Here is a 13739-nt window from a genome sequence, read left to right as displayed (position 1 = left end):
AAACTAGCTACAAGAAATGACGGTTGTTCAGGAATCTCGCCAGCGGATACGCCTTTCTTCACGGGGCAAATGATTTGATTCGGAGGCGGGCCGATGATTGTTATCGTTGACGAGCGCGAGCTCGTAACAGAGGGATACAATTCACTTTTCGATCGTGAGGGCATCGCCTGTGCAGGCTTTGCATCCGGCGAGTTTGGTGAGTGGGTGAACTCGGCTGCTGACACCGATCTTCGCTCGGTCAGGGCCTTCCTCATCGGCGACTGCCGCGATGGCTCCATCTCTCCCCGCCAGATCCGCGATCGCACCGGCGCTCCGGTCATCGCGCTCAGCGAACAGCACTCCCTGGAGAACACGCTGCGGTTGTTTGAAAGCGGCGTCGACGACGTCATTCGCAAGCCCGTCCACATCAGAGAGATACTGGCCCGCATCACCGCCATCCGCCGTCGGGCCCAGGAAGATGTCGCCTACACCGAGATCGGCGCCATGCGCATCTTCATGGACGGCCGCGACCCAGAAATCGACGGCCAGCCCCTGCCCCTGCCGCGCCGTGAGCGCCGCATCCTCGAATATCTGGCGAGCAATCGCGGGCGTCGCGTCACCAAGACCCAGGTTTTCAACGCCATCTACGGCATCTTCGACGAAGAGGTCGAGGAGAACGTGGTCGAAAGCCACATCAGCAAACTGCGCAAGAAGCTGCGCGAAAAGCTGGGCAGCGACCCGATCGATTCCAAGCGCTTTCTTGGCTACCGGCTGGTCTTCTGATGCAGCTTCGCGCCAGCCTCGCGCAAGAAAACACGCGTAGCCTCGTTGCCAGTGGCATCCACTTTGGAGCCAGCGGCATGCACATTGGGGAGACGTTTCGATGAGCCTCTACGGAATGATGCGGACCGGCGTTTCCGGCATGAACGCGCAAGCAAACCGCCTGTCGACGGTCGCCGACAACATCGCCAATTCCGATACCACCGGTTACAAGCGGTCCTCCGCAGAGTTCTCGACGCTGGTCATGCCATCTACAGGCGGCGCTTATAATTCCGGCGGCATCACCACGACGATCCGTCAGGCGGTCAGCGATCCGGGCGTGCTTCAATACACGACCTCGGTCTCGGATCTTGCTGTCAGCGGCGATGGTTTCTTTGTCGTTCAGGATCCGAGCGGCACACCTTACCTGACCCGCGCCGGCGCCTTCGTGCCCGATGGGCAGGGCAGGCTGGTCAACTCGGCCGGCTTCCAGCTGATGGCCTATAGCTACGACAACGGCGTGCCGGCAGCGACGGTCAACGGCTTCGAGGGATTGGTCCCGGTTGTCATCTCCGACCAGGGAATGACCGCGACGCCGAGCACCGACGGTAGCTATGCCGGCAACCTGCCGGCAGGCGCGACACCGGTCGCGACCGCCAACCTGCCCGCCGCCAACGCTGCGGGCGCACAATACACGTCGAAATCCTCGATGGTCGCCTATGACAATCTCGGCAACAAGAAGCTGCTCGACGTCTATTTCACCAACACCGGCACCGGCACCTGGCAGGTAGCGGTCTTCGACCAGTCGAAGGCCACTGCCGGAACCTCATTTCCCTACACAGGCGGCGCGCTCGGTTCGGCCAATCTGACCTTCGACACCACCACCGGCAAGCTCACCGGCACGCCCACCAGCGTTTCATTCACCGTGCCGAACGGCTCTGCCTTTTCGCTCGATCTGTCGGCGCTGACCCAGCTTGGCACCGGCTTCACCGTTTCCGATGCCCAGGTCAACGGCAACGCGCCGAGCACCATCGACAAGGTCCAGATCAGCAAGGACGGCACCATCTACGCCCAGTACAAGGACGGTTCCACCAAACCGCTCTACAAGATCCCGCTGGCCGACGTGCAGAGCCCGGATCAACTCACCGCACTGCCCGGCAATGTCTACTCGCAGGGCACCGAGTCGGGCGCGGTCCGTGTCGGCTTCGCCAATGAAGGCAAGCTTGGCTCCATTATCTCCGGCGCGATCGAGAACTCCAACGTCGACATCGCCGAGGAGCTGACCAACATGATCGCAGCGCAGCGCAGCTACACCGCCAATTCGAAAGTCTTCCAGACCGGCTCCGATCTGATGGACGTCCTTGTCAACCTGAAGAGATAAAACGGGCACCGCCCCGCGAAAGACCGCATGTCACTGTCTACCGCATTGAGTATCGCCCAGTCCGCGCTTATGAACACCGCGCGACAGACCAGCGTTGTCTCCCGCAACGTTGCCGACGCCTCCAATCCGGACTATTCGCGCCGCCAGGCCATCGTCACCAGCACGGCGCCGGGCGCGCGTTCGGTTGATATTCAACGCGTCACCAACGATCTCTTGTTCCGCCAGAATCTCGGCGCACTGTCGGCCTGGAGCGGCCAGAACGCGCTCTTCAGCGGCATGGATCAGCTGGGCGTTGCGGTCAACGGCGTCGACAATGCGTCCTCGCCCTCGTCCGCGATCGCCAACCTGCAGCAGGCGCTGCAGCTCTACGCCACTTCTCCGTCCAACCAGAACCTCGGAGCCAGCGTCATCGACGCCGCCAAGCAGGTTGTGCGTTCGCTGAACGAGGGCTCCAAGGCCGTCCAGGATTTCCGCACCCAGACCGATGGCCAGATCGCCACGGCGGTCGACGACCTGAACTCGCTGCTCAGCCAGTTCCAGGATGCCAACACGGCCGTCATGACCGGAACCCGCTCCAGCAACGATGTTTCCGATGCGCTCGACCAGCGCGACGCGCTTTTGAAGAAGATTTCGAACTATGTCCCGGTGTCGACTTTCACGCGAGGCGACAATGACATGGTCATCACCACCGGTGACGGCACGACATTGTTCGAGACGATACCGCGCACGGTCAGTTTCGCGGCGTCGGCTGGCTATACCGCGGGCGCCGCCGGCAATGCAGTCTATATCGACAATGTGCCGATCTCGGCGGGAGCCGGCGGCAACACCAGCGCCAGCGGCACGCTTGCCGGCCTGCTGCAACTGCGCGACGGCGTCGCCTCGACCATGCAGAGCCAGCTCGACGAGACCGCGCGCGGCCTGATCACGGCCTTTGCCGAAACGGCGCCATCGCTACCTAACAAAACCGGCCTGTTCACATGGTCGGGCACGCCGGCGGTGCCGGCAGCGGGCACGCTGGTCAACGGGCTTGCCGCATCCATCAGCGTCAATGCGGCGATGGACCCGAGCAGCGGCGGCAATCCGACGCTGCTGCGCGACGGCGGTGCCAACGGTGCGGCCTATGTCGCCAACACCGGCGGCGCATCCTATTCCGCCCTGCTGATTGCCTATGGCGATCGGCTCGACCAACCGATGACCTTCGATCCCGCCGCCGGGGTTTCGGCAATGTCCAGCGTTTCCGACTACGCGGCCAACTCGATCGGCTGGTTCGAGGGCGTGCGCCAGCAGGCATCGACCGCTTCCGACGCCAAGGAAGCACTGGCCTCGCGCAGCGCCGAGGCTCTGTCCAACGCAACCGGCGTCAATGTCGACCAGGAAATGTCGCTGCTCCTCGACCTCGAGCACACCTATCAGGCGTCGGCCCGGATGATGAAAACCGTCGACGACATGATGGCGGCCTTGCTCAACGCGGTGGGATAATCCATGACTTCTGTCTCGTCAGCCGCCATATCGAACGCCATGCGCTCCCAGCAGATGCGCATGCAGGCCGATCTCGTCAAAGCTACGAAAGAGTCCTCGAGTGGCAAGGTCGCCGATGTCGGTCTAGCTCTCGGAGGGCGCACTGCCCAGTCCGTCACCTTCCAGCGCGATCTCGACCGGCTCAATGTCATCATCGACTCCAACGGCCTGGTCGGCGCTCGCCTTTCCTCGACGCAGACCTCGCTTGGCCAGCTCTCCGGCGCCGCTCAGACATTCCTGTCTGCCCTGACCACCGCCTCATCAAGCGATTCTTCCAACAGTCTCACCCGGGATTCCGGCAAAGCGACCATCCAGCAGCTGACCTCGATCCTCAACACCAGCGTCAACGGCGAGTACCTGTTCGCCGGCACCAACACCGACGTCAAGCCGATCAACGACTTCAGCGCCGCCGGCTCGCCGGCAAAGGCGGCATTCGATGCTTCCTTCGTCACCAATTTCGGTTTCACCCCGGATGACCCGGCAGCCGCCAACATCACTGCCGCGCAGATGGACGATTTCATCACCAACGACGTCGTACCGCAGTTCATGGGTCCGGGATGGCAAGGCAACTGGTCGAACGCCACCGACCAGCAGATCGTCAGCCGCATCGCGCTCAACGAAACCACACCGACCTCGACCAGTGCCAACAGCGACGGCATCCAGAAGCTCGCCATGGCGGCAACCATGGTTGCCAGCCTGATGTCCAGCAACATCAGCCAGGCTGCGAAGAACACGGTCGTCAGCCGCTCCACGTTGCTGGTCGGCGAAGCGCTGAGCGGCATTGCCCAGGTTCAGTCCGAGACCGGCATCGTCCAGAAGCGGCTGTCCGACGCAAACGACCGTATGAAAACTCAGACCGATCTGTTCGAACGGCATATTGTCGATCTGGTTGGCGTCGATCCAGCCGAAGCCGCGACCCGCGTCGCCGACCTGACGCAGCACATCGAAACGTCCTTCGCGCTGACCGCACGCCTGCAGCAGCTCAGCCTGCTGAATTACCTGACCTGACAACGCTTAACGGAACGGTAGAGCCCCAACGATGTACCAATTCTCCTACGCCGACATCCAGAGCACCTCAGTAGCCGATGCGAAGGACCGCGAGCGGGAACTCCTGACCCGCTCGATCGACATGCTGGCGGCAGCGGCGGCGGCCGGCCACAGTTCGATGGAGGCGATCGAGGCACTGAATTTCACCAACCGTGTCTGGACCGCCTTCGTCGAGGACCTCGGCTCCAGCGACAACGCCCTGCCCAAGGAACTGCGCGCCAACCTCATTTCCATCGGTCTGTGGCTGCTGCGCGAGGCGGAGGACATTCGCCAGGGCCGCACCAACAATTTCGAAGGGCTGATCGAAGTGTCCCAGATCATCAGGGACGGCATTCAATGACCAACACACTGAAGATATCGCTCAAGCCGAATGAAAAGATCTACATTAACGGCGCCGTCATCCGTGTCGACCGCAAGGTCACCGTCGAATTGATGAACGACGTGCAGTTCCTACTCGAAAGCCACGTGATCCAGGCCGAAGATGCCTCGACGCCGCTCAAGCAGCTGTATTTCATCCTGCAGGTCATGCTGATGAACCCGGCCGGCGCGGCCGCCGCGCGCGACATGTTCCGCCGCTCGCTGCCGTTGCTGCTTGTAAGCTTCGAAGACACCCAGATCTGCGGCGCCTTGAAACAGATCGACCGCATGGTCGGCGAGGATTATATTTACGAGGCGCTGAAAGCAATTCGCGCGCTCTATCCGCTTGAACGCCGCGCGCTGGGCGGCAATGACGACGTTCCGGGTGCCGAGCGCCCGCTGGCTGTGGGAGCACGATACTGATGAACGTGGACATGACGACGAAGATACCGACCGGCGCCAACCAGGCCACCGCGTCGACGTCGAAGACAGCGGTCGACTATCAGTCCTTCCTGAAGCTTCTGATCGCCGAGATGAAGAACCAGGATCCGACCAAGCCGATGGACTCGACGCAGTACGTCGCCCAGCTCGCCACGTTCTCGCAGGTCGAGCAATCGGTGCAAAGCAATACCAAGCTCGACCAGATCATGCAGTCCTCGGCGCTGTCGCAGGCCGACGCGCTGATCGGGCGATCGATAACCTCCGCCGACGGCAACACGACAGGCACAGTGGCGTCGGTGCGCCTCGCCAGCAGCGGCCTCATCGCCGTGCTGCAGAACGGCACCGAAGTCGCGGTCGGGCCGGGAGTCTCGGTCAAGGCAGCGAGCTGAGGCTTTCGACAGAGAGCCAGTCCCATGAACGAGGCCGACGCTCTCGATATCGTCCAGTACGCGGTATGGACGGTGCTCACCGCGTCCGCCCCGGTGGTGCTTGTCGCCATGGTGGTCGGCATCGGCATCGCCCTCGTCCAGGCGCTGACGCAGGTCCAGGAAATCACCTTGACCTTCGTGCCGAAGATCGTCGCCATCATGCTGGTGGTGGCGCTGACCGGCCCTTTCATCGGCAGCCAGATATCAGCCTTCACCAACGTCATCTTCGAGCGCATCCAGAACGGCTTCTGAGCGGCAGCTATCCGACTTTGTTGGAACGAGTGCCAAGGCTTGCAGACGGCTACGGCTGGATTGTCCTTTGCATTCGGGCAGGTCGGTTGCCGACCCGATGCATCTCCTCAGGTCTGGCGGCAGATAGGGCGTGGACCTCCTCTATCCCATTGTTGGACCATGAGCTTTTTCGAAAGACATTCGCCCTTTGCGGGGTCATGCCCTACTTTCGGCAAACGGCCTGAGCAAACGGATCGTCTGACGAATCGGCACGACATGGCAGGAACCACCGATGATTGACGAAAAGCCGGACAGCGAGAGCGTCTCGGCACTGGCGCCCTTCCGGCACGGCATTTTCCGCGCCGTCTGGGGTGCAAGTCTCGTCTCCAATTTCGGCGGCCTGATTCAGGGCGTTGGCGCCGCCTGGATGATGACGACGATTGCCACCTCGCCCTATCAGGTGGCCCTGGTCCAGGCTTCGACCACCTTGCCGATCATGCTGTTTGCGCTTGTCGCCGGCGCCATTGCCGACAGTTTCGACCGGCGCAAGGTGATGCTGGTCGCCCAGACCTTCATGCTGGTGGTCTCGGTGCTCCTGACCCTGTTCACCTATTCCGGCCTGATCACGCCGTGGACGCTGCTTGCCTTCACTTTCCTGATCGACAGCGGCACCGCGCTCAACAGCCCGTCATGGCAGGCCTCCGTCGGCGACATCGTGCCCCGCAACAAGGTGCCGGCCGCCGTCGCACTCAATTCGATGGGCTTCAATCTGACCCGCAGCGTCGGCCCGGCGATCGGCGGCATCATTGTCGCCGCTGCCGGTGCGGCGGCCGCGTTTGCGGCAAACGCGGTGAGTTATATCGGCCTGATCGTCGTCCTGGCGCGCTGGAAGCCTGACGTGCCGGTATCGACCTTGCCGCGCGAGTCGCTGGGTGCCGCCATGGGCGCCGGCCTGCGCTATGTCGCCATGTCGCCCAACATCGGCAAGGTGCTGGTCAGGGGCGCGGCTTTCGGCTTCAGCGCCGGCGCCGTGCTGGCACTGCTGCCGCTGGTGGCGCGCGATGTCGTCAAGGGCGATGCCCTGACCTACGGCATCATGCTTGGCGCCTTCGGCATCGGTGCCGTCGGCGGCGCCTTGATCAGCGTCAGGCTGCGGCAATTGCTGTCCAGCGAGACGATGGTGCGCTGTGCTTTCGCCGGCTTCGCCGTCTGCGCCTTCAATGCCGCCTTCAGCCATCATGCCTGGCAGACCTCACTCGGCCTGCTCGTCGGTGGTGCTTGCTGGGTGATCGCGCTGTCGCATTTCAATGTCACGGTGCAGATGGCCACCCCGCGCTGGGTGGTCGGCCGGGTGCTGTCGGTCTATCAGACCGCGACCTTCGGCGGCATCGCGCTCGGCAGCTGGATCTGGGGCGTCGTCGCCGATGCCCATGGCGCCGAAACCGCGCTGATCGCGGCCAGCATCGCCATGCTGGCCGGCGGCGCCATCGGCCTGCTCTTGCCGTTGCCGCAACAGCAAGTGCTCAATCTCGATCCACTCAACCGCTTCAGGGAACCGCACCTGGCGCTCGACCTCAAGCCGCGCAGCGGGCCGATCGCCATCATGATCGAATACGTCATCCGCGAAAAGGACGTACCCGAGTTCCTCGCCATCATGGCCGAACGTCGCCGTGTCCGCCGCCGTGACGGCGCCCGCAACTGGACGCTGGCGCGCGACCTCGAAAATCCGGCGATCTGGATCGAGCACTACCATACGCCGACCTGGATCGAATATGTGCGCCACAATGGACGCATCACCCATGCCGACGCCGTCATCGGCGAGCGCGTGCGGGCGCTGCACAGCGGCGACGAGCCGCCGCGCGTGCGGCGCATGATCGAGCGCCCGACGACCGCCGGCACCGCTCTCGTGATGGCCAAGGGGCCGATCGAGCATTAGGCTTGGCAACCGCGCCGGCTCTCGTAAGGATTTTGCCCTGGGTTACGCTAACCCTCGCCCGACAGGTCCCGGCGCGCCTTGTCGAGTTCCTCGGCGTAGCGCCGCATCAAATGGCCTTCGGTCAACAGCCCCAGCACGATATGGTCGGTGAAATCCTCGACCACGGCGAGTTCTTCGGCGCCAGCGCGCTGGAAGGTCTCGGCGGCGGCCTGCACGTTCATGCTGGGCACCAGCACCGCGTCCTTGTACTTGGCAAGATCGCGCACCGCGACCTCGCCGTCGGATAGATCGCTGTGCAGTTCGGCCACGATCAGCATGCCGACATAGTGGTCGCCCGCATCGACGGCGATGACGCGCTGGGCCGAGCCGAGCGGCACTTGCCTGCGGAAGGCTGCCAGCGTCGTCGAGGCAGAGATGGTCTTGATATCCTTGCGCATCATCGAACCGACGGTGAGGCTGCGCATCCAGCCGACGTCGTGGGCGCTGCGGATAGTCTCGCCGCGCAGGTGGAAGCGCCATGTCGAGAACGAGTAGCCGAAGGTTTCCCGCACCAGGATCGCCGCCATGAGCGAGGCCGCCAGCACGACGCCGGTCAGCGTCAGGTCGCGGGTCGATTCCAGCGCCAGGAAGGTCATCGTCAGCGGTCCGCCGACGACGCCGACGGCGAGCGACGTCATGCCGACGACGGCGGCGACGGCAGGGTCGATGCCGGTTGCCGGGGAGACGACGACCATCACATCCGCAAACGCCTTGCCGAGCAGCGCGCCGAGGAACAATGAGGCAAAGAACAATCCGCCGCGAAAGCCCGATCCCAGCGAGACCGCCGATGCCGCCAGCTTGAGCACGAAGACGCTGGCCACCACGGTCAGTCCGTAATTCATCGAGAATTCGCGATGCAGCGCGCCATGGCCGCTGGACAGGACCTGCGGCGTGATCAGCCCCAACAAGCCGACCACGATGCCGCCGATGACGGGGCGCAGCGACGCATCGATCGACAGCTTGGCAAAACCGCGCTCGATCAGCGTCACCAGATGCATGATGGCGATCGAGGCGGCCCCGCCAAGCAGACCAAGCAGTAGGAACGGCACGTACTGGCTGGCGGTGAGCGGCGGCAGGCCCGAAAGCTCGAGCGGAAACGGCACTCCGCCGAACATTTCGGCGGTCAGCGAGGCTGAGATCGCCGCTGTCATGACAGGCGCGACATTGGCGACCGAATAGATGCCGATAATCAGTTCGAAGCCATAGAAGGCGCCGGTCAGCGGTGCATCGAAGGCGGCCGCTATGGCACCGGCCGCACCACAGCCAACCAGGATGCGGACATCGTTGCGGCGCAGCCTGAAGAAGTGCGCCAGCCGTGACGCCAGGCCGGACCCGACCTGCGTGTAGCCGGCTTCCAGCCCGACCGAGGCGCCAAAACCGCTGGAGATCATCGTCTGGCCGGCGATGATGAAGGTGTCGGTCAGCGACATGCGTCCGCCATAGAGCGCGTTGGCTTCGATCGGGTCGATCGGGGCGCGGAATTTCCGGATTCTGAGCCAGATCACCGTTAGCCCGAGCAGGATGCCGCCGATCGCCGGTACCAGCGCCTGTACCGGATTGGTGAGCGAGAACATGCCTGAAAGCCGACCACCGGGCTGGACGCCGAACAACAGCCCGTGCAGGTCCTGCACGATCTGGCTCATCGCCGTGACCAGTAGGCCCGCCATCATGCCGACGGCGCCGGCCAGGATGACCACCGCGATGCCGCGCGCCTCGAGCAGCGGCACCGATCGGATCAGCACCGCGCGCAGCCGGCGGGCGTAGACTTCGCTGTGGTTTCTGGAAAGCACCGGGGCGGCTCGCCGACATCACAAAAGGCAGTGGAAAGGCCGCCTGATACGCCCGGCGACAAGGCATGGCAACCACAATGGCGACAGACGAGGCGCCATTGTGGCAAACCGATCAGGTCGGCGTGGGCTCGCCGGCTTCATAGAGCACGAGGTTGCGCTCGCCGATGCCAAGTGCCGGCCAGCTCGCACGCCAGTCCGCAAGGTGCGGCGAGGCGAAATGCGCGTCCAGCGCTGCCCGGTCGCTCCAGACTTCCGCGACCCGGATGAGCCCGGCATCGAGCACATCCCGCGCGTAGGAATATTGTACACAGCCGGCCTCGGCACGGCTGGCCAAAACCATGCGCTCCATGGCGGGTTTGGCTTCCTCCAATTTGTTTGGCGGCAAGCGGATGGTGCCGATGATCAGAAGCATGGGTTTTCCCTTCTTTGCCAAGCCGGCCCGCACGGCCACCCGCGCATGACCGTTCGAACTAGCCAGTCTCCCACCCTCGCGCAAGCTTGGCGGGCTACCTTCACCAGGCTGTCGCGCGCTCGGCAGTCTATGGTTTTGGGGACGACATGGCGATCAGCGAAAGCATCCAGCCCGGCGCGGTAGCCAAGAACGGCCGCGACGTCTTCTTCGCCATCGGCATCGTCATCATCCTGGCCGTGCTGTTCCTGCCGATCCCGGCCTTTCTCATCGACATTGGCCTCGCCTTCTCGATCGCGCTTTCGGTACTGATCCTGATGGTGGCGCTGTGGATCCAGCGGCCGCTCGATTTCTCGTCATTCCCGACCGTGCTGCTCATCGCCACCATGCTCAGGCTATCGCTCAACATCGCCACCACGCGCATGATCCTGTCGCATGGCAATGAGGGCACGCATGCGGCCGGCTATGTCATCGCCGGTTTCTCCAAGCTGGTGATGGCCAGCGACTTCGTCATCGGCCTCATCGTCTTCATGATCCTGATCGTGGTGAACTTCATCGTCATCACCAAGGGCGCCACCCGTATCGCCGAAGTCGGCGCCCGCTTCACCCTCGATGCCATTCCCGGCAAGCAGATGTCGATCGACGCCGATCTCTCCGCCGGCATGATCGACGACAAGACGGCGCAGCTGCGCCGCCGCGAGCTGGAAGAGGAATCCTCCTTCTTCGGCTCGATGGACGGCGCCTCGAAATTCGTCCGCGGCGATGCCATCGCCGGCCTCATTATCACCGCCATCAATATCGTCGGCGGCATTGCCATAGGCTACATCAGGCACGGCATGGGCATGGGCGAAGCCGCCGACGTGTTCATCAAGCTGTCTGTCGGCGACGGCCTCGTAACCCAGATCCCGGCACTCATCGTCTCGCTCGCCGCCGGCCTGCTCGTCTCGAAGGGCGGCACCCGCGGCTCGACCAACCAGGCGGTGTTCGGCCAGCTCGGCGCCCATCCGCGCGCCCTCTACGTCGCCGCATCGCTGCTGGTGCTGCTCGGTCTGATGCCTGGCCTGCCGGTGTTCCCGTTCTTTGCGCTCGCCGCCGGCATGGCCGGCCTCGGCTACGTCATCCCGATGCGCCACAACCGCGCCCTCGCCGAAGCTGAAGCGATCAAGGACCAGGAGAAGGCGACCAAGGTCGAGGAGGAGAAGAACTCGGTCAAGGCCTCGCTCGCCACCGCCGAGATCGAGCTGCTGATCGGCAAGCAGCTGTCGACGAGGCTGCTGACGTCGCATCAGGAACTGGTTTTCCGCATGGCCAAGATGCGCAAGAAATTCGCCACCCAATACGGCTTTGTCGTGCCGGAGGTGCGCGTCGCCGACGATTTCGCCATCCCGCCGAAGAGCTATCAGATCAAGGTGCACGGCACCGTGGTGGCCGAATACCAGATGCGTGTCGGCGAGATCATGGTGCTGCTCGGCAGCCGCGACATGCCCGAAATACCGGGCGAGGAAATTCGCGAACCCGCCTTCGGCATGCGGGCCTACTCCGTGCTCGAAACCTTCTCTGAAGACCTTAAGCGCGAAAACTACACCTTCGCCGACAACATGTCGGTGCTGCTCACCCATCTCTCGGAGGTCATCCGCAACAACCTGCCGCAGCTTCTGTCCTACAAGGACATGAAGGCGCTGCTCGAACGGCAGGACCAGGAATACCGCAAGCTTGCCGACGAGATCTGCACCACGCACATCTCCTATCCAGGCCTGCAGGCGGTGCTGAAGCTGCTGCTCGCCGAGCGGGTCTCGATCCGCAACCTGCATCTGATCATCGAGGCGATCGCCGAGATAGCACCGCATGTGCGCCGCACCGAGCAGATCGTCGAACATGTCCGCATCCGCATGGCCCAGCAGATCTGTGGCGACCTCTCCGAGGGCGGCGTTTTGAAGGTGCTGCGCCTCGGCAACCGCTGGGACCTCGCCTTCCACCAGAGCCTCAAGCGCGACGCCAAGGGCGAGGTGCGCGAATTCGACATCGACCCGCGCCAGCTGGAAGAGTTCGGCCAGGACGCGACCAAGGCGATCAAGAAATTTCTCGAAGCCGGCGAGCGTTTCGTGCTGGTCACCGCGCCCGATGCCCGCCCCTATGTGCGCATGATCATCGAGCGGCTGTTCACCACGCTGCCGGTGCTCAGCCATGTCGAAATCGCCAAGGGCGTCGAGATCAGGGTGCTCGGAACCATATCGTGAGCGTGCTCTCGCAAGGCGTCGTCATCGCGGCGTTCCTCGCCTTCTGCCGTATCGGCGCCTGCTTCATGCTGATGCCGGGCCTGTCCAGCGCCCGCATTCCGGTCCAGGTCAGGCTGTTCGTGGCGGTCGCCGCCACCGGCGGCCTGCTCGCTTTCCTCTGGGACAAGATCTTTCCCTTCGTCGACCCGCGCCCGCAAATCCTGATGCCGATGATCATCTCGGAACTGCTGGTCGGCGGCCTGATCGGCGCGATGACCAGGCTTTACATGGAAGCCCTGCGCTTCATGGGGTCGGCCATTGCCATGCTGATCGGTTATGGGGGCACCGGCGGACCGGCGATCGAGGAGCCCGAACCCCAGGCGGCGCTTGCAGCCATCATCTCGTTTTCGGCGTTGCTGATGCTGTTCGTCTTCGATTTCGATCACGAGATCGTGCGCGCGCTGGTGTCTTCCTACACAGTCGCGCCGGTCAACATCTTCTTCAACCCGCAGGCCGCGCTGGTCGATGTCACCGACACGGTCTCGGACACCTTCTTCCTGGTCATCCGCCTCGGCAGCCCGTTCGTCGCCTATGCCATTCTCGTCAATCTGACGATCGGGTTCGTCAACAAGCTGACCCCGCAGATCCCGATCTATTTCATCTCCCAGCCCTTCATCATCGCCGGCGGCATGATCATCTTCTACTTCGCCATCGGCACAATGCTGTCGCTGTTCGTCGACGGTTTTGTCGACCTGACGCTGGCGAGATGACCATGGCCGCGCGCAAGGACCGCCTCAGGAAACTGGTCAAGGTGCAGGAGCAGGTGAAGGCGCTGCACGAAACCCGTCACGCCACCTTCCTTGCCGCGGCCAGCAACGCCGAGGCCGAAGCCCGCGATCTGGTCGGGCATTTCGACCAGGCCGATTCCCTCTCCGGCCTGTTTCCCGATCTCTACCACCGTCGCATCGCCCAAGCCGTCGTCCGCCAGGAGGCGAACCTGGCAAGCGCCAAGCAAGAAGCCAGCCTCATCGCCGCCGCAACCGCGCGCACCAACATGGTCGAACGCGCCTACAAGGAGGTGCGCAACCGCGACGAGCGTGAACGCTCCGACCGCGAGCGGCTGGATCTGATCGCGCAGAAGCTGGGACATGAGAAGTAGGTGGCATCCGCTACCCGCTTGCGCAAGCCAACGAAGCCGAGCCCGAATT

The 13739-nt window shown here is 63.4% G+C and carries 14 protein-coding genes; 12 read left to right on the top strand and 2 right to left on the bottom strand.

The genetic code is table 11. From position 1 onward, the window contains the following. Positions 1-93 precede the first annotated feature (93 nt). From NKJ01_RS01250 to NKJ01_RS01210, 9 genes are all read left to right on the top strand, one after another. Positions 94-762, top strand: a complete 669-nt coding sequence (locus NKJ01_RS01250; protein WP_023761699.1) for a response regulator transcription factor — start codon at positions 94-96, stop codon at positions 760-762. 100 nt (positions 763-862) lie between these two features. Continuing rightward, complete coding sequence (locus NKJ01_RS01245) at positions 863-2119, top strand: flagellar hook protein FlgE (protein ID WP_023761701.1); 1257 nt, start codon at positions 863-865, stop codon at positions 2117-2119. A 27-nt stretch (positions 2120-2146) separates the two neighbouring features. Continuing rightward, positions 2147-3598 carry a flagellar hook-associated protein FlgK gene (gene flgK, locus NKJ01_RS01240; RefSeq protein WP_352725361.1) on the top strand — a complete coding sequence of 484 codons (1452 nt, stop codon included), beginning with the start codon at positions 2147-2149 and terminating at the stop codon, positions 3596-3598. Between the two features lie 3 nt (positions 3599-3601). Then, positions 3602-4645, top strand: coding sequence for a flagellar hook-associated family protein (locus tag NKJ01_RS01235; protein ID WP_031260869.1), 1044 nt, complete (start codon positions 3602-3604; stop codon positions 4643-4645). 31 nt (positions 4646-4676) lie between these two features. Then, positions 4677-5024, top strand: coding sequence for a flagellar biosynthesis regulator FlaF (flaF, locus tag NKJ01_RS01230; RefSeq protein WP_023761704.1), 348 nt, complete (start codon positions 4677-4679; stop codon positions 5022-5024). Beyond that, positions 5021-5464, top strand: coding sequence for a flagellar biosynthesis repressor FlbT (flbT, locus tag NKJ01_RS01225; RefSeq protein WP_023761705.1), 444 nt, complete (start codon positions 5021-5023; stop codon positions 5462-5464). Before flaF ends, flbT begins: the two co-directional genes overlap by 4 nt. Continuing rightward, a complete protein-coding gene (gene flgD, locus NKJ01_RS01220) occupies positions 5464-5871 on the top strand; it encodes a flagellar hook assembly protein FlgD (protein ID WP_352725359.1) in 408 nt (135 codons plus the stop codon). Before flbT ends, flgD begins: the two co-directional genes overlap by 1 nt. 24 nt (positions 5872-5895) lie before the next feature. Then, positions 5896-6162 carry a flagellar biosynthesis protein FliQ gene (gene fliQ / locus NKJ01_RS01215; protein ID WP_352725357.1) on the top strand — a complete coding sequence of 89 codons (267 nt, stop codon included), beginning with the start codon at positions 5896-5898 and terminating at the stop codon, positions 6160-6162. A 271-nt stretch (positions 6163-6433) separates the two neighbouring features. Next, a complete protein-coding gene (locus NKJ01_RS01210; protein WP_352725355.1) occupies positions 6434-8077 on the top strand; it encodes an MFS transporter in 1644 nt (547 codons plus the stop codon). 47 nt (positions 8078-8124) lie between these two features. Here the strand turns inward: NKJ01_RS01210 and NKJ01_RS01205 are convergent, their stop codons facing one another. Both NKJ01_RS01205 and NKJ01_RS01200 read right to left on the bottom strand, forming a co-directional pair. Beyond that, positions 8125-9906, bottom strand: coding sequence for a chloride channel protein (locus NKJ01_RS01205; RefSeq protein ID WP_352725353.1), 1782 nt, complete (start codon positions 9904-9906; stop codon positions 8125-8127). Positions 9907-10018: 112 nt separating this feature from the next. Beyond that, positions 10019-10318: a putative quinol monooxygenase gene (locus tag NKJ01_RS01200; protein ID WP_352725351.1), complete on the bottom strand. Its 300-nt coding sequence runs from the start codon at positions 10316-10318 to the stop codon at positions 10019-10021. 146 nt (positions 10319-10464) lie between these two features. On the opposite strand from NKJ01_RS01200, the gene flhA reads away from it, so the two are divergent. The 3 genes from flhA to NKJ01_RS01185 are packed head-to-tail and all read left to right on the top strand — an operon-like array spanning position 10465 to position 13690. Continuing rightward, the gene (gene flhA, locus NKJ01_RS01195; RefSeq protein WP_352725349.1) at positions 10465-12552 is read left to right on the top strand and encodes a flagellar biosynthesis protein FlhA; all 2088 of its coding nucleotides are present in this window, start codon (positions 10465-10467) and stop codon (positions 12550-12552) included. Next, positions 12549-13301 carry a flagellar biosynthetic protein FliR gene (gene fliR / locus NKJ01_RS01190; protein WP_352725347.1) on the top strand — a complete coding sequence of 251 codons (753 nt, stop codon included), beginning with the start codon at positions 12549-12551 and terminating at the stop codon, positions 13299-13301. The genes flhA and fliR overlap by 4 nt, the downstream gene beginning before the upstream one ends. 2 nt (positions 13302-13303) lie before the next feature. Beyond that, positions 13304-13690 carry a hypothetical protein gene (locus NKJ01_RS01185; protein ID WP_352725345.1) on the top strand — a complete coding sequence of 129 codons (387 nt, stop codon included), beginning with the start codon at positions 13304-13306 and terminating at the stop codon, positions 13688-13690. The last annotated feature ends 49 nt before the right edge of the window (positions 13691-13739 follow it).

Origin of the sequence: Mesorhizobium sp. M0276 (genome assembly GCF_040321755.1) — a bacterium.
Taxonomy (GTDB): Bacteria; Pseudomonadota; Alphaproteobacteria; order Rhizobiales; family Rhizobiaceae; genus Mesorhizobium.
Note: the sequence above shows the minus strand (reverse complement) of the source record. Positions and strands in the feature narration are given on the sequence as shown.

Coding starts and splice junctions, on each gene's coding strand:
- NKJ01_RS01250 (WP_023761699.1), top strand. CDS start 94: ATGATTGTTATCGTTGACGAGCGCGAGCTCGTAACAGAGGGATACAAT.
- NKJ01_RS01245 (WP_023761701.1), top strand. CDS start 863: ATGAGCCTCTACGGAATGATGCGGACCGGCGTTTCCGGCATGAACGCG.
- flgK (WP_352725361.1), top strand. CDS start 2,147: ATGTCACTGTCTACCGCATTGAGTATCGCCCAGTCCGCGCTTATGAAC.
- NKJ01_RS01235 (WP_031260869.1), top strand. CDS start 3,602: ATGACTTCTGTCTCGTCAGCCGCCATATCGAACGCCATGCGCTCCCAG.
- flaF (WP_023761704.1), top strand. CDS start 4,677: ATGTACCAATTCTCCTACGCCGACATCCAGAGCACCTCAGTAGCCGAT.
- flbT (WP_023761705.1), top strand. CDS start 5,021: ATGACCAACACACTGAAGATATCGCTCAAGCCGAATGAAAAGATCTAC.
- flgD (WP_352725359.1), top strand. CDS start 5,464: ATGAACGTGGACATGACGACGAAGATACCGACCGGCGCCAACCAGGCC.
- fliQ (WP_352725357.1), top strand. CDS start 5,896: ATGAACGAGGCCGACGCTCTCGATATCGTCCAGTACGCGGTATGGACG.
- NKJ01_RS01210 (WP_352725355.1), top strand. CDS start 6,434: ATGATTGACGAAAAGCCGGACAGCGAGAGCGTCTCGGCACTGGCGCCC.
- NKJ01_RS01200 (WP_352725351.1), bottom strand. CDS start 10,318: ATGCTTCTGATCATCGGCACCATCCGCTTGCCGCCAAACAAATTGGAG.
- flhA (WP_352725349.1), top strand. CDS start 10,465: ATGGCGATCAGCGAAAGCATCCAGCCCGGCGCGGTAGCCAAGAACGGC.
- NKJ01_RS01185 (WP_352725345.1), top strand. CDS start 13,304: ATGGCCGCGCGCAAGGACCGCCTCAGGAAACTGGTCAAGGTGCAGGAG.